Raw genomic sequence first — 23,348 nt, 5'->3', positions numbered from 1 at the left:
TTAATACTAAAGGAGTGTCGAAAATGAAGAAGTTAAACAAGTACGTAACGAATCCGGATACTTGCATTATCATTCCAAAATACGATGAATACGGAGATCTACTCTCTATCGTAATTGAAATTGAGCGTGTATTTTTAGTAAATATGAGACCAATTGAAATAATTAATTTTAGTCTACTAAATCATGCTTCTAGTTATCGTGGCGCAACAGATGGTGCTAAATATCTCTTAGGAAATACAACAATGACTCCAATTATGATTAGTGAAAAACAAAGCATATATTGCTTTCCAACTATGTCACCTTTAAACAATAATTGTGTCTGGTTATTCCTTGGACAATATAAAAATCATAAGTATGTGAATAAAAAAAGAGTAGAAGTTTTATTTAAAAATGATCATTCAATAGTTCTGGATGTAAGTCAAAAAAGCTTTGAGAAAAAATTACAAAAAGCTTATAGATTGAAGGATCGAATTGATAAGCAGGGACAAGAAGAAGTGGACATAGACGAATTAAGTAAAGTAACGATTTGTAGAGATCCAGAAAGTAATAGTTATATTGTAATGGACTAAATAAAAACAAGAAGGTTCAGCTAAATTGTTAGCTGGCTCTTCTTGTATAACTCTCATAATTAAATTTAATATTGACTTTATCGAAACAAAAAAAGAAGTTAAAGGGTAATTGGGGGAAATTACAAATTACATAGGATTGTGTATTTAAGAAGTTCATAATTATTTAAATTTGACAATATGATTTTTCAAGTGAGTTATATAGATGACTAATTATCAGGTTTTTAGAAATGATTTATTAGACAGCTTGAATTTAATTTAAATTGAAGGTGAAATGATGATGATGCCACTAAATAGCTTGAAATATAGGAATTTTTCAAATGAATTTGTACACCTAGAAGACTGGATGAAATTTAGTATAGAATTGGCTAACTTTGTAAAACAAACCAAACAACCTATTAAATTATTTATATCCTTGCCTTCTAATTTACTGTTCTCTTATTTTTTTGTATTTGGAGCTATTGATTACGATTTCAGGAACGTATCTAAAGAAACATTATTAAGGAAGTATCTTAGTTTAAAAAAAGGTCAAAGAATCCTTTATAAAAGTGGTAATGATTGGGTAGCGCATTCTGTTTTAGAAGTTAGCAAAATTCCAAATACAGATACGAAAGCCATAGTGGTAAAAGATCGAACAAACTGTATTAACTATATACCGGAAACGAGATGGTTTGATTATATAAGAATTTACGACAATGAAGTAACTGAAGTTAGAAATAAAAGAAGAGTAAACAATGTAGAGAATATAACTAATAATATTAAATTAAAGAATTTATATTCTGAGTACAATCTTAATTTGTTAATGATGCAAAATATCCCAAAAACATACTTATACGCTAATAAGAAAGAATGGATAGATAATATATCTGTAATTGAGCTAGAAATTAATGAAGGATACATGCTATTAGACGAACTGTTGTATGATGGCACAGAAGGCACTTTTAAAAATTTTTCATTTATTCAACAAAATCAACTTTCACTTCTTCCGAATGAATCAACGATAATATTTGTCGGTAGTAGCAGGTCACTTAGGATGATGGATCAATTTAAGCAACAAAAATGTATTTTTATCGCTGACCTGCATGAATCAAATGAAAAAATTGAAGATCTTCAATTCAAAATTGAACAAGAGTTTTTGATGGATAAAGGTCAATGCTTAAATAAAGATATTTTGGAATTCATGAATAACAATCAAATTGAAATACCAAAGGGAGTCGAAATCTTTGCATGGTAATAGAAGAGCAAATTTGGATCTAGCAAATAAATTATTTTCCTCGCCAGTGAAGATAGAATTTGTAAGGATTGAAGAAGATCACATAGGGAAGTTAATGTATTCTTTGAAAGAACTGAAGGAAGAAGTTATGGAGTATTATGAACATGATCAACTTCTGTTAGAAGAAACTGAGGCATTCATTAAAGTATGTCGCAAAGTAGTTGGCACTGTACAAAGCTATAGGACCTACTTTAAAGAGAATAATGACATAATCGTGAAGTACTTTACTTTAACAAAGAAACGAATTTATACAGACTTATTCAAAAAAAATATACAACCTATTGTAGATTTGATAATGGTATTACGGAAACAGCAAAATAATGCCTATATTGACGCATTGTTGAAATTAATTAAAGAGAAGCACCTTTCTTGGAAAAACACCTATTTTTTAACTAAGAAAAAATTATCAAGTGAATATATTGAAATTAATGGCACCATGTATAGAGCAATTACAGATAAAGAATTCTTGGATTTAGGAGTTTTTGCAGATGTAGTTATATTTTTAGGGACTCCCAGTTATTTTGATAGCAAGTTTTCTACAGTATTTTATGCAAATCAAACTATATTTGTAGGATATTCTTGTTTCGAAAATCGATTGGCAAAAAGGAAAAGTTTTTTGGACTTAATTAATCATAGCCATCTAATAAATACAATCTATAAAAATATTACCTTTGATAAAGGATTTTCCGGCTTAGATTTTAAAGAAACCTTTACGAAAGGAATAATAAAAAAATCAGAAAAAGCATTAATTAGCCAGTTTGAAAACATTCAAAATATTCCTCTAGAAGAAAAAGTAGAGGTTAAATTAGTAACTATATCCCACGACAATTATATTTTCTTGCCTCTTAGACAAAAAGTAAATGTCATCGATAGAGATTCCCTAAAGGTAACTCAAGAGAAAATTAATGATTTATATACAGGTGATTTATTAATTTTCCGAGAGCAAAATGCTTCAAATTTAGTTAGAGAAGAGGCAGATAATCTTATGGGCATTACCGCCGATAAATATCGAGAGAGTCTAGAAAAATGGAAGAAAAGGTTACGTCTCAATGTGCAAAAGAAAGGGATTGAGAGGGTTTCTAAGATTTTAATGCAGCGTTATAGAATCTCGGTTGCTAAAGAAAATAATATTAAAAATTGGATGAGTATTCATTCTATTAAGCCTTCTTGTTTAAATGAGTTATTACTAGCTTTTAAGTTTGATACGGAGGAGGTAAAAGAAATATTAAATGCAGCTACTGAAATTCTTAGCGCACATATTTCAGCCGGTCATCATATTTCCCAATCCTTGATGGATGAGTTGGATAAGGATCTAGAAAATGTGATCAATGAGAACGGATTTTATAAATTTGGATCAAAAGAGTTTAAAGGAGCATTTTTTAATATTGTAGAAATAAAAAGAATTTCGAAGCAAACATATTTTACCCCAGAAAATGAAACTTTGAAGATTATAAAAGGTTGAGGTGTAGAACGTGGATAAAAAGTTAGAAATATCTTTATATAATCGTGAACAAATTATTGATGCCATTGAACAAGAAATTGTAGGTCCTAGTAACATTCAAAATGCTACAAAACCTTTAAACGTTATTGGCAATACGACATTTTATAATTTTGATGACTTAAATACTAATTATTATTGGAATAAGGCAACTTTAAAGGAGGAAGTTATCCAAAGAGATACCCCTTCTCGAAGGTATGCTGCCGGTATGCTATACCCTATGATCCTTGAAAACAATGAGCCTGAAGAAGACGAGCTAGTAATTGACGTGATTAACGATGAGCAACAAGCAGAGTTTTATGATCACTTAGATAACTTAAATGCAGAAGAAATAGACGAGGAGTCAGGTTTAGACGATGCTGCACCTAAAATTCAACAAAAAGATTCAATGCCTTCAAGTATGGGAATGACATTTTGCTTATCTAGGGATACAAAAGCATTTACAGTTAAGTTTAAAGGTGGGATATATGAAAAACATAAAATCTATGCAGACATTATTCACAAAGATGAAAACAATGGCAAAGAAAAACATTACAAATTTGATGAATACTGGTGGTTGCGTACATCTGTTTTCGCCGAAAAAGAGATTAAACTATCGGAATTTAATCTTAATAAAGGTATTAGTGTAAAGCAATTTCCCTTTCATATTTATGACAACACAAAAAATAGAATCGAAAGAATCAGCTTAAAATTACACATTCAATATCGTGCAAAAGAGGAATATACGTTATTAACAGTGACTGTTTTAAATGTATCAGAGCCTCCTGCAAGACATAATTTAAACGAGTTTACAGTGTTTCAATCTCATTTAACTATTACTGCTCCTACAGGAAGCTTTTTAAATTACCCAAAGGTTTTCCAGCGTAATTTAGATTTAACTGAAAATGAGTGGAATAACGAGCTATTATTCAGATACAAATCTAATTACTCAATTGGTCATTACTGTTCAGTTACTTGGAATCAATACGCTAAAAACATATCAGAAATTAATTCTACATTTATTCCAAGATATGAAACGGAGAGCATGACTCCGGATGTCACGTTGAATATTGAGGGCAAAGAAGTAAATTTGAGAATCGAAATGCAAGCCTTAATGAATGTGAAAAACTATGATGAGTTATTTCAAATTTTGCATCCTTTAGTGACAGGCTATAAAGATTGGATTGCTGAGCGCGAGGAAGAAACACAAAGCCTGCAAAAAGAATTAAAAAAAGCTGCAGTAACTAATTTGAAATTTTGTAAGGAAAGCTTAACCAGGATAAAAAAAGGACTAGAATTATTGAAAAATCCTAAGGTACTCACAGCATTCAAAATGGCTAACCAAGCGATTTTATTACAACAAATTAATGGTAAAATACCACGTAAAGCTTACTTTGAAAAACGAGATAATGGATTAGAACTAGTATTCGAAAAAACATTTGCCGATTCAACAAGAAGTATGAGCGATTTAAGCTCGTGTGATAATAGCTGGCGCGCTTTCCAAATCGCTTTTTTCTTATTATCAATCCAATCTTTAGTAGAAAAGGATTCCTTAGACCGTGAAATAGTTGATTTAATCTGGTTCCCTACTGGAGGCGGAAAAACGGAGGCATATTTAGGCGTTGCAGCATTTCAAATGTTTTACCGACGCTTGATAGATCCTACTGATGCTGGTGTAGATATTATAATGCGTTATACTTTACGTTTGTTAACAGCTGACCAGTTCCAGCGTGCATCTAGACTAATATGTGCAATGGAATATGTACGTCGAGAAAATGAAAAGGACCTCGGTCGTGTACCTTATTCTATTGGAATTTGGGTAGGATCAAAAACTTCACCTAATACCAATAAAGAAGCGTTAAGACTAGTAAATGCTATGAGTAAGTCAAAAGGTCCTGAGAATCTCGTAGTAACAAGATGCCCTTGGTGTGGTTGTCAAATAGGAAAGGTACAAGTGCAGGGAAAAGGTGCAAATCGCAACGAGATCAAGGTAATTGGATTTAAAAATAAAAATAACAACTTAATAGTGGCATGCCCGGATGAACAATGTAATTTCCATGATGAAATTCCCGTCTATTTCGTAGATGATACAATTTATGAAAAACAACCGACTTTTTTAATTGGGACAATCGATAAGTTTGTTCAATTAACATGGCAACCTGAAGCTAGAAAGTTATTTGGCTTAAATGAAATGGGGGTGCGAGTTGTATCACCACCACAAATTATTGTTCAGGACGAACTACATTTAATTTCAGGACCATTGGGGACGCTTGCAGGTCTTTATGAAGTATTAATAGAGGAATTATGCATTGACGATCGTGGGAGGGTACCAGTTAAGCCTAAAATTATTTCGGCAACAGCAACTATTAAAGAGTTTGAGGAACAAGCTAAATGCCTATTTGGACGAACAAACGCAAGACTGTTCCCAAGCCCAGGTGTCGACATTGATGATTCGTTCTTTTCCAAAGTGGCCTTTGATGAGAGTGGGGAACCAAAGCCCGGTCGAAAGTATGTAGGTGTTTTTACATCAAGGGTGCGTATTTTGATGGCACAAGTAATGACGTATTCAGCTATTTTACAGAAAGTGGAGAGCTTGCATGAAGATGATAGGGATCCATTTTGGACACTGCTTTCATTTTATAATAGCTTAAAAGATTTAGGGGCCGGATTAAATTTATTTAATAGCGATATTCCAACGTATATTGATGCGTTAGTTAAGAGAGAAGGATTTAGTAATAGGAGATTTTTAGGGGCACCATTAGAATTAACGTCCCGAAAACAAAGTAACGAAATCTCTAAAACTATAGATGACCTGAATGTTCCTTATACTACAAAAGATAGTAAAGGACGCACAAAGGCTCTTACGTCATGTTTAGCCTCAAATATTATTGAAGTAGGCGTCGATATTGACCGTTTATCAATAATGGGCATCGTCAGCCAGCCTAAAATGACAGCCCAATATATTCAAGTAAGCGGTCGGGTAGGGCGAAGACCTAACGAGAGACCGGGTTTAATTATAACAGTATATTCTAATCAAAACTCGCGCGATAAATCCCATTTTGAACACTTTAATGAATATCATCAAAGACTTTATGCACAGGTAGAAACAACAAGTTTAACGCCTTTCTCTACGGCTTCCCTAGAGCGAGGGTTGACAAGCGTGCTAATCGGATTCTTACGTCAACGGATGGATATGCAAATAGCAAACTATCCTACAAGTAAAGAGTTAAAACGAGTTATAAAAGATGACCGTTTCAATTCTTTTCGCAAAAGATTTAAAAACCGAGTAGAATTAATCGATTTTGATCAATTGGATGTATGGAAAGATAGCTTTAAGGCGTTCATAGATGGAATTTTACAAGGACGCTATGAAACTTGGCGAGTTTCTGATACAGAACGTGGTTTGATGTATCAAGCTGGAAATTTAAGTGACGGTGAAAAATATGCTGGCAGTATTCCTGTAATTAATACGTTGAGAAGTGTAGATGTTGAAAGTAGAGGTTCTATTGTTTTAATAGAAAAAGAGGAAGACGAATTTGTCTGGGAGGACGATGATTAAATGCGATATTTACCGATGAGACGCTCTAAACTGGTCGGAACAGAAGGACCAGGTGCATTAGTAATTAGCCCTGAAGGTGAAACAGCTGTTGTAGGCTCTTTAGATCTCTGGTTTAGAGATTCTAAAGGAAATAAAGCAAAAAATATTGAAGAGTTTGCGGTAAATGAGCCGCGTCTAAAATCAATCTTAAAGGTAGATAAATTTTACACTCCGCCAGAATTTAGAAAGATATCAAGAAATGCTATGGAAGTTATTCCAAACAGTGGGCTAGTCATGCCTTTAATGCGCTTTCCAAGATGGCATTATTGTAGTTCGTGTAAGTCATTAAGAGAATTAGAGCTTGATCAAACCTCAGTATACTTAGATTGTCCAAAATGTAAAACAAAAAAATATTATAAACAAGTTCCTTTTGTCGTAGTTTGTGAGAATGGTCATTTATCTGATTTCCCTTGGCGTAAGTGGGTACATGGTGATGAAAATACTACTTGTCAAGGCAATTTAAGAATACGTATGAGTGGGGGTACAACGCTTGACTCCTGGAGAATTGAATGTGAAGGATGTACAAAGAGCCGTGGGTTACAAGGGGTTACATCTTCATATGATGGTGAAAAGAAAACAAGCGTTTTAGGAGATACCTTAAATAAAATAGGATCTCAAAAATACACTTGTGAAGGTGAACGTCCATGGTGTGGAGAAGAAAAAGAAGAATGTTCCGCCGTGCCAGTGGCAATTTTAAGAAACTCTATTAGCGTTTATATGGCAAAAAAAATTAGCGCTCTAGCAATACCAGGAAATTATAGCGAGAATGTCGATCTGATTGTATCAAAAATTCAATCTCCAGCTAAGTATTTATTGCGAACAAATCTGGCTTTTTTAGAAGATATAGAGAAAAAAATTCAGTTTATAAGAACAAATCTTAGATTTGAGTTGAAGGAAGAGATAACTGATCAGGATATTCAAGAAGCTCTGATGTATGTAGAAGCTAGGGAAGAATTTGAATACACGGACGAGGAGCTAGAAAAACCAGGTCTATTGATTAAACAAAAAGAATTTGAAAAGCTAACGTCTGCAGTAAATTCAAAAGAACTAAAAGTTAAACCCGAATGGATTTATGAAGATAGTCCAGAAAACAACAAGAATTATTATAACTCATATTTAGAACGTATTTCAAGAGTACTAAAATTGAAAGAAACAACTGCTTTATATGGCTTCGATCGGAAAGATTATAAAAACACAAATGGTAATGACTACAGTAGTTACTATCCTTCCCTTTATAGGGATTATGATGGTATTATCGAAAAATGGCTTCCTGTAAATGAGGTATATGGCGAGGGTATCTTTTTACAATTGAATTCCAAAAAACTCGGTGAATGGGAGTCTCAAGAGGTAATGAATTATTTCCAACATTATCTTCAACGAGTAGGTCATATAGAACATCGAGATGATACTATTCTCAGACCAAGGAATATAATGTTGCACACACTCTCTCACTTTATAATTGATGAACTTGCAAATATCTGTGGTTATAATCGTGCGGCGATTAGGGAAAGGCTTTACTTAGATGAGGGACAGACAGGTGTTTTAATCTATATTTCTGCGGGAGATTCGGAGGGCACCTTAGGCGGGCTTGTACGCTTGGGATTACAAGAGAAGTTTTTCCATCTTTTAGACAAGGCTATAAATAATGCAAAATGGTGCAGTTCCGACCCAGTTTGTACAGAGCTTGGAAAGACTCAAGGACAAGGTGTTAATAATTTAAACGGTGCAGCTTGTTATAACTGTTCGCATATTCCGGAAACGTCTTGTGAATATTGGAATTTATATTTAGATAGAAGCTTACTTATTGATGAGAAGATAGGTTACTTTGGAATAAAAAATGAAGAAAAAATTATAGCTTTTTCTTAATATGCTTAGTGGTTTCGAATTTTGATTAACTTAAGGAGTTAAGAATAATATTTTAATCAAAAATGCACTAGCAAAAAATGATTTTTGCTAGTGCATTTGCTAGATTTAAAATGTCCAGCTCTTTTGCAAGTGACCGATGAAGAATGTTCAAGGGATTTTACAAAGGAAAAAATTTAAATAATAATTCTAGAAAAGTAAACCGTATAATTGGATAGTTACGGGCTGAAATTTTTATTATACTCTCATTTTAAATTAATTTCATGAGTTCCTCTATTTCATTAGTTAGTGAAATGTTGGCAATGAATAAAGTTCTGTACTTTTTTCAAGCCATCCTTTTAGTGGTTAGTTAATTACTAACGGGCTAATTAGTGTCTATATTACTTTACTTGTGTCTCAAAAGGTTAGAAGAAATTTGATAAAAAACCCTTACCTTAGTGGTAAGACCAAAAGGATATATTTTCATTTTAAAATTAAAGAATCTTGTCTAATTAAATAGATGTTATCTTTTGCCCATTTAGCTAATGGTAATCCCATTGCAGTAGCTAAACTAACAGGTACAGCATTTCCGATTTGTTTATATTGCTTGTCTAATCTATTGTTTTTTTGGACATTCATATTTCCTCCGTCTGAAAATACAAACCAATCTGGAAAGGTTTGTATTCTTGCAATTTCCTTTACAGAAAAGCGGCGATGTAAGGATATATCTCCGGGAAGTACCCAATTATCTGGTCCTAGCTTTTTCATTTCGGGTCCACTTGGATGAAGTGGGGCTTGCCTACCAGATGCTTGAATAGTAAAACTTTGATCACTCCATTTTTTCTTTCTATTACGTGATAGGTATATTGGCGAAAATCCACCTTCAAACCATTCACCTGGATCTGATTCTAGATCTCCGATAGCATCCTTTAATGTTACATAAGGCAATTTTCCTTTTCCGTGTGTGGGGACAGGATGTTTATATTCGAAATCTAAATCATCACGAATACCAACAATAAAAACCCTTTCCCTTGATTGAGGTACACCATAATCTCTTGCATTTACCAACTTAAATTTTACATTATAGCCTGCTGAAGCAAAATCCTGCACAATTTGCTTTATTACTTCTCCTTTGCCTAAAGTCAGCATACCCTTTACGTTTTCCGCAATAAATGCAAAAGGTTTAGACTGTAAAAGACATCTAATAAAATGAATATATAAGAAATTTCTTTTATCATCTATTAACCTTGGACCAGCCTCACTAAAACCAGGGCAAGGAAATCCTCCGAGTACAAGATCAGCTTTTGGAAATTCCTTTACCTGACGTATATCAAGTTGTTGTTGAAATACTGGAGGAAAATTTAATTTGTAGGATTCGTTTGCTTCTTTGAAAAGATCGTTTGTATAGATAGTATGAAAGATACTCTCTTTTCTAATGGAATTAAACCATTCTTGATCTTCAAAAGCCTCAAGTGCTTTTTCTTCTCCAATCGATGCAATTAATCCAGCTAATTCAACTCCTAAGTCTAAACCTCCACATCCGGAAAACAAGCTTATTATATTTATTTTATCCTCACGATAATCAAGTATGGGGAGTTGATTATCAGTTTTTATATTTTGTATTGTTTCTTCTTCCTCATTTATTTTATCAAGTAAAAGTTGTTTTATCTTTTTGGTATCATAATCTTTTAAAGGGCGGTATTTAGCGCGTCCTCTTTCTTCAATTTTCACTTTTGTTCATACCTCCCAAGAAATAATAATCTAATACTATTCTATCATCTCTATTAGGACAAGGCCAGTTTTTTCTATCTTATAAACATTAATTAACAGAAATTGTTATGTAAGTTATAATAAAACAGAGGTGAAATTTATGAAAAAGAACCCTAAGTTAATGGGAGATAACCACGTAAAATCGGTTTATAATGCTTTACAACAATACATAAAAAAAGAGCCAATGAATTCTTTACCTTTAATAGTTAGTCAAACTGTAAATTTTATAACAAATATGTTTCCGAATATTGAGTCTGTAATTTCTAAATTCGAAACAGATATTCCCGATCATTCTAATGACTTAGTATTGTATATTGGTAAAAATAAAAAAATATCGGTTAATCTTTTTTTGATTAAAAAAGGGGGGAGAATTCAACCGAAAAATCCGGGAGCAAAAAGTTTCTTTTCTAAATATTTTTTATCTAATACTTTACAAGAAATATTTAATCAGGTATTTGAAAAAGAGTATATAGACTATCTATCTAACCTTGTTAAGATAAAATTAGGGGAACATTATGTAAAAGATAAAAAGGAGTTAAAAAAGCTAGTATCAGGGTACTTTCCAAAATTTACGGATGAAATTAATTCATTTAGAGAAACATTTTTATACAGACTAAGAGAATCGTGCTTTGCCTTACTAACAGATTTTTACAACAAAAAAAGTGAAAGCTTTTTTTACGCATATAATGTTTTTTTTATGACAAAGGACGTTAATATAGTAACTAGTTATGGTAAAGCAGAAAATGAAGTTTATGTTGAACAATTTAACCCGGGAACTCCTCAATTTAATGATATTCAAATTTATAAGTCAGGAAAAAATACGGTTGGAATTAAATATGGAGAAGTAGCTTTAACACTAAGATTTAAATTCGAAAGTAGTCCTATTTCTTCTATTAAACTTGCAGCAAGTTATGAAAAATTTCCAGAGGAGTTTGAAATAGCATCGATAAACTATTTAACAATTGAAAAAATGTCAGATTTACTTAATTCACATCAATATTTTCAAACAACGAATAGTAGCAATGCAATTGGGAAGTGTCACGAAGCTTTAACATATTACTATTTTCTAAAAGAATTTCCCAATGTTACTCAGGTTGAAACCGATGAATGTGTAGAGTTATTAAGTAAGTATTATTCACGAGTTAAGCCAGATGTTTTAAAAAAACTTTATTGTTCTACATCAACTATAATTTCCGTTATAAGTGAAAGGCTTCATCAAAAATATTACACTTTTAAAATAGAAAGTATTGAGTTAATTCCAGAAAACTACGTTTACGATCGACTTGATACTGGCGATCTACAATTAATTTTATTGATTGATAAAGAATACGTAATAGAAAATATATCGTTAAAAGCTCTTGCTAAAAAGAGCAATAAAATTACTACTAAGAATCCAGGAATAGGAACAATCCTAGGACCAATTTACTTCAATGTTGGATCTATGGAACAGGCAGTCAATGAAGTAAAAACAAAGTTCCTAACCGGGGAAATTAATCATAAGGAGAGTTTAGAAATTCTTGCTGCAGAGCTTGGAGAATATTTAAAAATAGCTACACAGGAGCAATTAAAAAGGGGGATTGAAAATCTCCTTGGTAAAGCCATGATGGCGGTTACATACTATGATGAGAATGTAAGTTATTGTAAAGAATATTCAAGAATAGAAGATGAGGTAAAGGTCTACACCAAAGCCCCTACAGCAATTCAAAATACTCTTTCTTGGCATAAAAATCTTGAATCAATTAACCTTCGTGTGAAATTTAGTAAAGGACAAAAACATGGATGGTCTTCAATTAAACTAACGTCCGAATATCAGCTTAGTTAATATAGATGAAAACAAAAACGAAAAATGTATTTATTAAATAAATAATTATAATGATAAATATTGAAATCAATCATCGAAAGAGAGTGATTACTATTGAATAGAAAAGAACGTTATACTATGTGGTTAACTGAAAATACGAGTTTAGCAGAATCAACAATTTTAAAGTATGCTAATGCAATAGAAACTATTTCTAAAGAATTAATAGAATATAATGTTATAGACGGAAGTTTGTATAACATTATTGACCCTATAGTGTTAGAGACATTAAAACTAAAATATCTTTCTATTCCTAAATTTATAGTTAAAGATACCCGAGGAAATAGGATGTACAGTAATGCACTGAATCATTATAAAAACTACCTTAATTCACTATAACTAATAAAGAGCAAGAAGGTTTAGAAGAGTAGAACTAATTCACGGAGGTTATCAAATAATCAGGATGCATTGGAAGAATTAGCGAATTGTGGGTAAGAAAAATGGACTTTACGTATTTAAAAATTTTAATGATAATTATTTGATTATCGCAAGTCCAAGCCACTCCGAAATTGATTTTAGAGTCATGTGGTGAATTGTAAAAAACAATTTAGGGGACACAAGTGACTATCGTTGGCATTGCTTTTTTATAAACTTCAATGTGAGCATCATAGAAGGAAGAATCATGAACTAATTATTTGCTTATTTAACAGAACCACGATTTTAACGAAATGCGAACACCACCTTATAATGTTTTTTTTTCGCTATTTCTAGTGGGAAAATCATGTTGATAACAGGCTTTATTTCTTTTTCAAAAAGACGTTCCAAGTTATTGATATTAAATTCTGATAAATGGACAAATTAAGAAATTATATTAAATATAGTGAAACCAATAGTCTCATCTTATATTACTTCGATAAAACGGATTTAAGTATCATACAAAATGATTATTAACAAAGGAGTGTAGCAATTTTGTATCGATTGGAAACTACAGAAAATAAGCTTATAGAAATATCTGAAACAACTTTTACGGACAATGATATAAAAGAACGACAACATATTGAAGAATGGATTCGAAAAAGCCCTGAGATACTTGGTGAGGATCTATTAATTATTGGACATGAATATGATAAATTCGAAGTAAATGAAGGACTAGATTTACTTGCTCTTGATAGAGATGGCAATGTCGTGATTATCGAAGTAAAAAGAGACACCTCTGGTAGCAACGTAGATTTCCAAAGCGTTAAAATATGCATCCTATTGTGCCAGACTTAGTCCACAAGATATATTGGATATTTTTACATAATATGTGGAGATACACCATGAAAATTTAAATCCAAAAGAATCATTATTGGAATTTTTAGAAGCGGAAGATGAGGATGAACTTAATGCAACGCTAAATGGTATTCAACGAATTATTATTGTTGGGAAGGAATTCGATAAGAGAATCTTATCTGTACGTACATGGCTTTTTGAAAACAATATTGATATTAAATGTGTATCGATTACACCTTTTAAATTAAACGATGATTTAATCGTTGATACAAAGCAAATTATTTCACCATATAAATTAGAAAACTATTATGTAAGGAAGCAAGCGGAAAAACAGAAAAGGACCATTCAAGGTGACCAGGAAGTCATTGAATTTCTTAAAGCTGTTGAGGAATCAATTATCGCTCAAACGAACTACTCTGGTAGATACGGAGGGCAGAGAAATTATTTTAAAGGTCACAAATTTTTAGGTATACCTTGGAATTATGTTTTTAGTTATAAAAATGATGGCACTTCTGCAATTTCATTGGAATCCAACGTCCTAGAAGGAACAAAAACAATTTAAAATATTGCGGAAAATTACTTTAATGAATTAAAAGAAACTTGGGAAATCCGATATAATTAAGTGAAGGTTTGAAGAATAAAGATTGGCTGAGATTAGTTGTTAGATTACAATTGGATACAAATCTTCCATTGGAAGAACGAGGATAATAGTATTTCGAAATTTTTATTGAATTTTATGAGTTTATTCAAAAACTAAAGGCAAATCTAGCAATATATTTGGAGAAATAGTCCTTATTAGGACTTTTCTTTTATCTTATCTTATTAAAAAAATTCTATATTAGCATTCCATGTACAAACAATTACTATCTAATTTTTCTGGAGGTTAAAAATGCCTATCTATAACAAACTAGTCCGTGATCATATCCCTGAAATTATCGAAAACACTGGAAAACAATGCTCTACTAGAGTGCTTGCACACAATGAATATTTTAAAGAGCTTAAGAAGAAAAGCCTAGAAGAATTAGAGGAGTACATGAATGCTGAATTCAATGAAGAAGCAATAGAAGAATTAGCCGATCTTTTGGAAGTTATTCATGCTTTATCTAAATATCATGGTGCAACTATTGAACAAGTCGAGGAAATTCGTTTACAAAAGGCAAAAGAAAGAGGAGGATTTTCGGAAAAGATCTTCTTAATTGAAGTAGAATAAAAATAAAAAGGTGAGCTATGAGTCATAAATTACAAATAGGTGAAATGCAATCATCGTATCTAACAGATAAAGATATTTGGAGCTGTTTTAATTATATTTTTTCACCTAAATCCAAGAATTCAACTACATATAAATTTGTCCTTATCAAATCAATAATTGAAAACTTATATAACGTGAATGCAAGCCTTGAACTAAGCTATGATCAATTGTTTAGTAGTTTTGCAAAAATATATTGGAACCTTGTTATTCATCATGATCTTAATCAAATTAATATGATAGGGAAGAAATCAGAAGTCCAACATATTTTACTTGAGGCACAAGCGAAGCAACAAATACCAAATACACTTGTATTTGATAAACTTTCAAGTGAACTTCAGCTACATATTATTTCTAAAGTGAAGAAACGTTGTAAATTAAATGTGATGGGTGCTATTTACGGTGATACAAATGGTACAATTTATGATTTTGATAATAAAAAAGAGTTTGTTAAACTAAATGGTTCATTTTATTCCTTTATGCAACGTTTCCAAAGAGTATTAACCTACTTAACGAATTATCATTTAGCATTGTTTCTTGAAAAGTTTAATGAAAAAGGGGATACAACAAAGCTTTTATTAAAAGTGGAAAATGTATCGAAACGATCATCGTTAGATCAGTTTTATTCTGTTCTGGAATCTTTTTATAATGGGAAATGTTTTTACTGCGGGAAAGCTATCAAAAAGAAGGATGGAGTCCATGTGGATCATTTTATTCCATGGAGCTTTGTCCAAGCGGATCAATTATGGAATTTAGTTCTATCCTGCAGCAGTTGCAACCTTTCTAAAAGTGATAAACTAGCAGATACCGATTATTTACACGCTCTTATTGATCGTAATGATCATTTTTTAACCATTTCTTCGTTTCAATTGAGAGAGGATATGCAAGTTTATACAGCTAACAAATTGCAGCAACTTTATCAATACTCAATTGATAACGGATACACGGATATTTGGATTCCGAATAAGCGAATTAATTAATTGGTCACGTATAAAGGAGATTGATCCATGACGAATAACAACCCGGGATGCCTAGGTTATTTATTTCAGTTGTTTGGAATAAATTTAGGTGGTAAAACAACTACCAATACGTTAGATGCATTTCCCTATGGCATTAGAGACGACTTTTTGTCTCCGTCAGAATTATCATTCTATAAAATATTAACGCAAGTAATTCCGAATCAATACGCAATATGCCCCAAAGTGTCTTTGAAAGACATCTTCTTTGTAACGGAAAAAGATAGAAGTAAACATCAAACGTATTTTAATAAAATTAGTAAAAAACACGTAGATTTCTTAATTTGTTCTGCACAATCGATGAAACCCGTATGTGGAATTGAACTAGACGATACGTCCCACGCTAGGGATGATCGTATAAAAAGAGATGAATTTGTTAATCGATTATATGAAGAAGCCGGCTTAAAGCTAATTCGATTTTCAAATAAAAAGGCTTATACAATTTCAGAAGTACAAGAAAAGGTACAGTCTATTGTTAACTATGAACAATTTGTTTCAACTATAAGAGGAACTACCAGTCTAGGAAAATTGGAAGATACTAATGAAGTGCCTAAATGTCCAAAATGTAAATCTCCCTTTGTTTTACGTACAGCAAAAAGCGGAAAAAATAAAGGAAAACAGTTTTATGGGTGCGTAAATTATCCTAAATGTAGGGAGACGATTGACATTGACTAGTATGGGAAATTATTAAAGATCATTTATATTTCCCAATGAAATTGAGAGCGAATCACCTATAAAGGGATAAAATTCATTATACATATTTTGGATTTGAGAGCAATGGACATATAGTTAGTAGAGGATTTGTATTAAGATGAAAAAATTGTATAAGAACATATGTTTCTGATATGGGGATTGTGATATTATTAATTTAGCTACATAAGCAGGGAGGGCGGTGGCACCTGTTTCCCGTTTCTTGCCATGTGACCGGTCACAGCAAGAAAGGAGGTGTTGCCGATGACAATCTTCGAGGCACTGGTTTTGATGATCAGTTTCGCATCATTGATTGTCTTGATTATGAAAGAAAAGTAACCCTCCCTGACGGCTAAATAGGGTGAGGGTTACTCTTTCACTTTTTAGCCACCGCGCTTCTTGCGGAGTAGCTAATTGAACGCTGATGCTCGAACATCGGCGTTCTTTTTAAATTATGCTTATAGTAATTGTAATATACTCGATCGTAAAAAGAAAGTATTAGAATAACTTGTTACTACAAATCTATTTGAATAATCAACATACAACGGTTCTGCTTCTGATCTTTGAAATTGTACGATAGTTATCAATCCATTACTTGAATGTTGTCTTTGGAAAAGATGAAAAAATTGTATAAGAACATATGTTTTTGATGTGGGCGGTGTAATATTATTAATATAACTACATAAGCAGGAAGGGCGGTGGCACCGTTTTCCGTTTCTTGTCACGTGACCAGGTCACAGCAAGAAAGGAGGTGTTGCCGATGACAATCTTCGAGGCACTGGTTTTAATGATCAGTTTCGCATCTTTGATATTCCTAATAATGAAAGAAAAGTAACCCTCCCTGCGCTAATAGGTGAAGGGAGGGTTACTCTTTACGATTTAGCCACCACACTTCTTGCGGAGTAGCTATTTGACCGTTGATGCTAGAACATCATCGGTCATTTTTATTGTATTCTTATACTTATTATAATATACGAAATATTAAAATGAAAGGGATGAAGTAATATTAATATAGCTATGTAACAAATTAATGATCATGAACAACTAAAGATAATTTCGGCCATTAACTCTTCAATTTAACATTTACAATATTTTCTGTTATTTTAAATATATACAAAAAGTATGGTTAGATTAAATGATATATTCATAATTTAAGAGGTGACCTCAAAGGTGCTCAAACAAGGCATATACGAAGAAATCATCACGCACAAATTAAAAACGGAACTTGAACAAATTCCTAATCAAACATTCGAGATAGGTAAGGAAAAGTTGGATGTCGAAGAAGCTAGGAAAATGCTTTCAAGCTATATTTCTCATGTAACGAGAAGAGCTTTGAAATTCGTAAGAGATAATGAAAATGATGATAAAGTTGCATTGTTAAATCAAATCAATCTATGTAATGAAATTATAACGATTTTAAGCGAGAATCTAGGTGATCAAGAATTCAATGCATTGAAAATTGAAGAAGAGGCAGAAGTATTAACATCTATTTACTCCCGAATCAATTCGACTGCAAGTATTCAAAAAACTCCTGTGATTCGCCCGGTTACATCTATATCTCAAAGTTCCTTATTTACTGGATCTAATTATGAGCCGAATATGCTTGGCGAATTGAAGAAGGAGATCGTTAGTTCCGATTCTATTGATATGCTTGTTTCTTTTATAAAATGGAGCGGATTGAGATGTATGATTGAAGAGTTAAAAAATTTTACAGATAAAGGTGGAAAGCTTCGGGTTATTACAACATCCTATATGGAAGCTACCGATCTTAAAGCGATTCAAGAACTAAGCAGTCTACCAAATACGAAAGTGAAGATTTCCTATGATGTGGAAAGAACACGACTTCATGCAAAAGCTTATCTTTTAAAAGAGAAACTGGTTTTAGCACTGCTTACATAGGTTCATCCAACCTGACAAACCCGGCCTTAACTTCCGGATTGGAATGGAACTTAAAAGTAACCGAGAAAGATTCATTTGATATTATCAAAAAGTTTGAAGCTACTTTCGAGAGCTATTGGAATGATAGTGAGTTTAGAACATTTGATCCTTCTAGTGAAGAAGACCTCCAACAGTTAACAAAAGCATTGTCAAAATCCAAATCTCAGAATGAAAACTTGATTCATTTTGCCTTTGATATTCAGCCTTATTTTTATCAGAAGGAGATATTAGAGAAGCTGCAAGTAGAACGGGATATTTATGGCAGGATGAAAAACTTATTAGTGGCTGCTACCGGAGTCGGAAAAACGGTTATTTCCGCCTTTGATTACCGCCGTTTTAAACGGGAACATCGTCAACAAGCAAAGCTTTTATTTGTTGCACATCGTGAGGAAATATTAAAACAAAGTTTAGATACTTTTCGTGCGATTTTAAAGGACTTTAATTTCGGTGATCTGTTAGTGGGGAATTATGAACCTGGATCATTGGACCATTTATTCGTTAGTATCCAAAGCTTTAATAGTAAAAGATTATATGAACATACAACGAGTGATTTTTATGATTTTATCATAATTGATGAGTTTCATCATGCTGCAGCGGATTCTTATCAAAAATTATTAGATCACTATCAACCTAAAATATTATTAGGGCTTACCGCAACACCAGAACGAATGGACGGTAAAAATATTTTATCGTATTTTGATGAAACGATTGCTGCGGAAATGAGATTAACTGAGGCTATTAATCAAAAACTATTAAGTCCATTCCAATATTTTTGCGTTAGTGATGTTGTTGATTTATCTAAATTAAAGTGGAGCAGAAAGGGATATGAAATTAAAGAATTGGAAAATGTCTACACTTCTAATTCATTAAGAAGCAATAACATCGTAAAAAGTGTTTATAAATATGTGACAGATATTGACCAAGTAAAAGGTCTTGGCTTCTGTGTTTCGATAGAGCATGCGAAGTACATGGCTGATTTTTTTAATGCAGCGGGTATTCCCTCTGTTGCATTGTATGGAAATGTTAATGCGAAAATTAGACAAGACGCAAAGGACAGACTTGTTATTGGGGAAATCAAATTTATATTTGTAGTAGATCTTTACAATGAAGGAATTGATATTCCCGAAGTAAATACAATTCTATTCCTGCGACCAACCGAAAGCTTAACTGTCTTCTTACAGCAGCTTGGACTTGGGTTAAGGATTCATGAAGAGAAGGAATGTTTAACCGTATTAGATTTCGTTGGCCAAGCCCATAAAAACTATAACTTTGAGGAAAAATTTAAAGCCCTTCTCGGAAAAACAAAACATTCTGTTCAGTATTATGTAGAGAATGGATTTTTTAATTTGCCTAAAGGCTGTTTTATCCAGTTAGAAAAGCAAGCAAGTGATTATATTTTGCGGAATATTAAAAGCAGTGCAAATACAAAAAGCAATCTTATCGCGAAGATGAAGTATTTTGAGGAGGACACCGGTAAACCGCTAACTTTAGCAAACTTTCTTCACCATTATCATCTATCATTATATAATTTTTATGGTAAAAACAGTGATCGGAGTTTTAGTAGAATGCTCGTAGAGGCCGGAATTAGCACCGAATTCGATTGTGAAAATGAAAAAATGATTACAAGTCGACTTCCCTCCTTATTCCATATAAATTCGCCTACATTAATTCGTTTTATGCTTTCCTATGTGAAGGAAGGAAAAGTTAGCGATGATAAAGAAAAAATAATGTTATCTATGCTTTATTATACTTTTTATAAGGGTTTTCCTGAAAAAGAAGGACTATCATCCATTGAGGAGGGAATTCATAAAATAATTTCTGTTCCTGCGTTTAAAACAGAGATTATTGCGATTCTCGAATATTTATATCAGTCTATTGAGACGATGGAGATCCAAAATGATTTTTCATTTTCTTGCCCATTACAGGTACATTGTAGGTATACAACTTCGCAGATAATGGCTGCATTTGATTATTATAATGAGGTGAAATCACCAGCTTTTCGAGAAGGAGTAAAACATTTTAAGGATAAAAACGTCGATATTTTCTTTATAACATTGAATAAATCAGACAAAGAATTTTCTCCATCAACTCTCTATGATGATTACGCGATAAATGAGCGATTATTTCATTGGCAAACACAAAGTCGAGTATCGGAAACTAGTGAAACAGCTAAACGATATATCCAGCATCGCGAAAGAAATCATCAAATTGCTTTATTCGTAAGAGAGTATAAGAAAGAAAATGGATATACCTCGCCATTTGTATTTTTAGGAACCGCCGATTATGTGAAACATATGGATAATAAGCCGATGAGTTTTATATGGAGATTGAGAGAGGAAATGCCTTCGTATTTGGTACCGAGGGCCAATAAAAATATTTTATAATTGATAGATTTCGATAAGAACATACGTTTCTTATGTGTATCTATGGTTGTATATTTATAGCTAAATAAGCAGGAAGGGCGGTGGCGCCTGTTCCGTTTCTTGTCACGTGACCATGTTACAGAAAGAAAGGAGGTATTGCCAATGACATCTTCGAGGCGCTGGTATTGATGATCAGCTTTGCCACTTTGATTGTCATGATAATGAAAGAAAAGTAACCCTCCCTGTACGCTAAATAGGTGAAGGATTACACTTACCTTTAGCCACCGTACTTCTTATATTAATTATAATATACTGAATTTTAAAATGTAAGTGATTAAGTTTTTAATTGCTGCAAAAAACGTTAATTGGATCTATTAAATAACTGAATTTGGAAATTAACCGTGAAATAAGAAGCGAATGTGATTAAATTTTTCCATATATCTATAATTAATTATACCTCAATAGAAATAAAGACCCCTATGCAAACATCCGAATTTTAATTGACTCTATCCTTCCATAGCCGGATAATATACCCATAAAATCTCAATAACAATGAGTTCTTCAAGTCGAACGCTACCTAAACGACAGCTTTTTGGTAGAGGGTGACATCTCTGCCCCTTTTGGGAGTATGAAACCCTTCGAAATGTTTAGTTAAGAAGAGTTTTAAAAAAAACAATGAATGAGTATTCATTTTGTGTTACCATGAAAAAAGGACGATTAGAGGGAGATGAACCTATGCTGTTTAAAAAAAACTTTACCCAAGAATCGGTAAATGGAGTGCAGATAGGCAACGGATCCATCGCGTTTCAAGGTGTAAAACTAAATGTCCATTGTTTTTCCCTCGATGGCGTACTGATTGATACAGGGGCAAAGTCATTGGAGAAGGAGTTTATCCCATTTTTTAAACAACTAGAAGTTCAGCAAATTGTGATGACGCATTATCATGAGGATCATACCGGTTGTGCCGCTTTATTGCAGAAAGAGCTTCAAGTTCCGCTTTTGATGAATGACATGATGATTGAATATTGCGCGAAGGAGCCGGATTATCCATTATATCGCCAATTATATTGGGGAAGACGCCGGCCGTTTCGGGCAGAATCAATTGGAGATTCGTTTTCTTCTGCAAATGCCTCATGGAAAGTGATCAAGACCCCGGGGCACTCTCAAGATCACCTGGCATTTTTAAATAGTGAGACCGGTCAGCTTTTTACTGGCGATTTATATTGCCAGGAGAAGACAAAGGTAGTCTTGCGGGAGGAAAGCATTCCGGACATTATCAATTCTTTGCAAAAAGTACTAACTTATGATTTTACTGATGTTTTTTGCTGCCATGCCGGTTACTTGAATGATGGCCGATCTGCCTTAAAGCGAAAGCTGGAGTACCTTCTAGACCTGCAGGGAAAAATTTTAGATCTGTATGATGAGGGCAAGACATCAAAGCAAATTAATGAAATTCTGTTCCCTAGAAAATATCCCATTATTCGTTTTTCCTTTGGTGAATGGAATTCCCTTCATATTATTAATTCTGTGCTGGAAGAATATCAAAAGACATCTTAATAATATCTGTAAACCCAATTGGAAATTAACAGTTTGGCTGACGACAGCCGATCCGATGGGGTGGTTTATATATCATGATGCTTAGATTAAAAAAATGGTAAGAATGCTTATTGCTCTATCTAATTATTGGACCAAATGTGTCTCGTTGCAGAGATGCTGATTTATCCTGTATTGGAGATGACGATTTCTTATCTATTCACGGCACTCTCTTATTTTGTAGAATGAAGCTTTCACTTCTGAAGGTCGTTGACATTGCCAAACAAATTGATTAATGGGATGGGGCTTATGAGCCGCAGAGTAGTGCTGCCATACCAGGGGGCTTTGTCCGAAAGGAAAGCGTGCGTTCTTTTCACGTCTATGCATTTGCATGTCTTATTTTTTAAGAATTAATGAGTATTTAGTCCGTAAATTATTATATATATTTTTTTTTAGGGGGGACTTTTTATGGGTTTATTAAGTGGATTATTAGGTAATGCATCAACTATGGATAAAGGAGAAGTTACTAAAGAAGTAGGTCAATTTTTGGCGAATGGTGAAGAAGTGGATGTTGCATTTAAACTAGTTAGAGATTTAATTGTATTTACAAATAAACGCTTATTATTAATAGATAAACAGGGGATCACAGGTAAAAAAGTTGATTTTCATTCGATTCCATACAAATCCATATCGCATTTTAGTGTAGAGACAGCTGGTCATTTTGATCTTGATGCTGAATTAAAAATATGGATATCGGGCGCACAGTTACCGGCTATATCAAAACAATTCAAAAAAGATAAAGCAATATATGATATTCAGAAATTATTAGTTTCCGTTTGTAGCTAATGAAATTTTGAGAAACGTTGTTTTTTAAAATATGCCTTGTTTTATTGTTAAATCAAAGACGCAATTCTAGAAATGGAATTGCGTCTTTTTCCTCGTGTAAGAAATTATAAATTTTACACA

At 32.8% G+C, this 23,348-nt stretch carries 16 protein-coding genes and 1 pseudogene; 16 read left to right on the top strand and 1 reads right to left on the bottom strand.

Annotated features, from left to right (window positions below):
• The first annotated feature begins 23 nt into the window (after positions 1–23).
• The 5 genes from I5776_RS11310 (at position 24) to drmB (ending at position 8,780) form a co-directional block, all read left to right on the top strand.
• Positions 24–569 carry a competence protein ComK gene (locus I5776_RS11310; RefSeq protein ID WP_202776519.1) on the top strand — a complete coding sequence of 182 codons (546 nt, stop codon included), beginning with the start codon at positions 24–26 and terminating at the stop codon, positions 567–569.
• Positions 570–846: 277 nt separating this feature from the next.
• Positions 847–1,800, top strand: a complete 954-nt coding sequence (locus tag I5776_RS11305; RefSeq protein WP_202776518.1) for a hypothetical protein — start codon at positions 847–849, stop codon at positions 1,798–1,800.
• The gene (locus I5776_RS11300) at positions 1,790–3,301 is read left to right on the top strand and encodes a DISARM anti-phage system protein DrmE domain-containing protein (protein ID WP_202776517.1); all 1,512 of its coding nucleotides are present in this window, start codon (positions 1,790–1,792) and stop codon (positions 3,299–3,301) included. The genes I5776_RS11305 and I5776_RS11300 overlap by 11 nt, the downstream gene beginning before the upstream one ends.
• 10 nt (positions 3,302–3,311) lie before the next feature.
• Positions 3,312–6,875 (top strand): helicase-related protein, encoded by a 3,564-nt coding sequence (locus I5776_RS11295; RefSeq protein ID WP_202776516.1) that lies wholly within the window; start codon positions 3,312–3,314, stop codon positions 6,873–6,875.
• On the top strand, positions 6,876–8,780 hold the full coding sequence (gene drmB, locus I5776_RS11290) for a DUF1998 domain-containing protein (RefSeq protein WP_202776515.1): 1,905 nt from the start codon (positions 6,876–6,878) through the stop codon (positions 8,778–8,780).
• Between the two features lie 459 nt (positions 8,781–9,239).
• Here drmB and I5776_RS11285 read toward each other — a convergent pair whose 3' ends face one another.
• Positions 9,240–10,487, bottom strand: a complete 1,248-nt coding sequence (locus tag I5776_RS11285) for a DNA cytosine methyltransferase (protein WP_202776514.1) — start codon at positions 10,485–10,487, stop codon at positions 9,240–9,242.
• Positions 10,488–10,626: 139 nt separating this feature from the next.
• Between I5776_RS11285 and I5776_RS11280 the strand changes: the two genes are divergently transcribed.
• From I5776_RS11280 to I5776_RS11235, 11 genes and pseudogenes are all read left to right on the top strand, one after another.
• Complete coding sequence (locus I5776_RS11280; RefSeq protein WP_202776513.1) at positions 10,627–12,348, top strand: hypothetical protein; 1,722 nt, start codon at positions 10,627–10,629, stop codon at positions 12,346–12,348.
• A gap of 93 nt (positions 12,349–12,441) precedes the next feature.
• Positions 12,442–12,723 carry a hypothetical protein gene (locus I5776_RS11275; protein WP_202776512.1) on the top strand — a complete coding sequence of 94 codons (282 nt, stop codon included), beginning with the start codon at positions 12,442–12,444 and terminating at the stop codon, positions 12,721–12,723.
• Positions 12,724–13,293: 570 nt separating this feature from the next.
• Positions 13,294–13,596: a PDDEXK family nuclease gene (locus tag I5776_RS11270; RefSeq protein WP_202776511.1), complete on the top strand. Its 303-nt coding sequence runs from the start codon at positions 13,294–13,296 to the stop codon at positions 13,594–13,596.
• A gap of 34 nt (positions 13,597–13,630) precedes the next feature.
• Positions 13,631–14,158, top strand: a complete 528-nt coding sequence (locus I5776_RS11265; RefSeq protein WP_202776510.1) for a hypothetical protein — start codon at positions 13,631–13,633, stop codon at positions 14,156–14,158.
• A 327-nt stretch (positions 14,159–14,485) separates the two neighbouring features.
• On the top strand, positions 14,486–14,806 hold the full coding sequence (locus I5776_RS11260) for a nucleoside triphosphate pyrophosphohydrolase (RefSeq protein ID WP_202776509.1): 321 nt from the start codon (positions 14,486–14,488) through the stop codon (positions 14,804–14,806).
• A 17-nt stretch (positions 14,807–14,823) separates the two neighbouring features.
• On the top strand, positions 14,824–15,822 hold the full coding sequence (locus I5776_RS11255) for an HNH endonuclease (RefSeq protein WP_202776508.1): 999 nt from the start codon (positions 14,824–14,826) through the stop codon (positions 15,820–15,822).
• Positions 15,823–15,849: 27 nt separating this feature from the next.
• Positions 15,850–16,533, top strand: a complete 684-nt coding sequence (locus I5776_RS11250) for a DUF2726 domain-containing protein (RefSeq protein WP_202776507.1) — start codon at positions 15,850–15,852, stop codon at positions 16,531–16,533.
• Positions 16,534–16,778: 245 nt separating this feature from the next.
• Positions 16,779–16,904, top strand: a complete 126-nt coding sequence (locus I5776_RS21625) for a hypothetical protein (protein WP_281397216.1) — start codon at positions 16,779–16,781, stop codon at positions 16,902–16,904.
• An 814-nt stretch (positions 16,905–17,718) separates the two neighbouring features.
• Positions 17,719–20,870: pseudogene (locus I5776_RS11245) on the top strand (DEAD/DEAH box helicase).
• A 714-nt stretch (positions 20,871–21,584) separates the two neighbouring features.
• Complete coding sequence (locus I5776_RS11240) at positions 21,585–22,406, top strand: MBL fold metallo-hydrolase (RefSeq protein ID WP_202776506.1); 822 nt, start codon at positions 21,585–21,587, stop codon at positions 22,404–22,406.
• 444 nt (positions 22,407–22,850) lie between these two features.
• The gene (locus I5776_RS11235; RefSeq protein ID WP_202776505.1) at positions 22,851–23,228 is read left to right on the top strand and encodes a PH domain-containing protein; all 378 of its coding nucleotides are present in this window, start codon (positions 22,851–22,853) and stop codon (positions 23,226–23,228) included.
• Positions 23,229–23,348: the final 120 nt, after the last annotated feature.

This window comes from Heyndrickxia vini, assembly GCF_016772275.1.
Classification (GTDB): Bacteria; Bacillota; Bacilli; order Bacillales; family Bacillaceae_C; genus Heyndrickxia; species Heyndrickxia vini.
This window is presented reverse-complemented; position numbering and strand designations above follow the sequence as displayed.

Bases quoted from the DNA above. Each gene is read 5' to 3' on its own strand.
- I5776_RS11310 (WP_202776519.1), top strand. From the start codon at position 24: ATGAAGAAGTTAAACAAGTACGTAACGAATCCGGATACTTGCATTATC.
- I5776_RS11305 (WP_202776518.1), top strand. From the start codon at position 847: ATGATGCCACTAAATAGCTTGAAATATAGGAATTTTTCAAATGAATTT.
- drmB (WP_202776515.1), top strand. From the start codon at position 6,876: ATGCGATATTTACCGATGAGACGCTCTAAACTGGTCGGAACAGAAGGA.
- I5776_RS11280 (WP_202776513.1), top strand. From the start codon at position 10,627: ATGAAAAAGAACCCTAAGTTAATGGGAGATAACCACGTAAAATCGGTT.
- I5776_RS11260 (WP_202776509.1), top strand. From the start codon at position 14,486: ATGCCTATCTATAACAAACTAGTCCGTGATCATATCCCTGAAATTATC.
- I5776_RS11255 (WP_202776508.1), top strand. From the start codon at position 14,824: ATGAGTCATAAATTACAAATAGGTGAAATGCAATCATCGTATCTAACA.
- I5776_RS11250 (WP_202776507.1), top strand. From the start codon at position 15,850: ATGACGAATAACAACCCGGGATGCCTAGGTTATTTATTTCAGTTGTTT.
- I5776_RS11240 (WP_202776506.1), top strand. From the start codon at position 21,585: ATGCTGTTTAAAAAAAACTTTACCCAAGAATCGGTAAATGGAGTGCAG.
- I5776_RS11235 (WP_202776505.1), top strand. From the start codon at position 22,851: ATGGGTTTATTAAGTGGATTATTAGGTAATGCATCAACTATGGATAAA.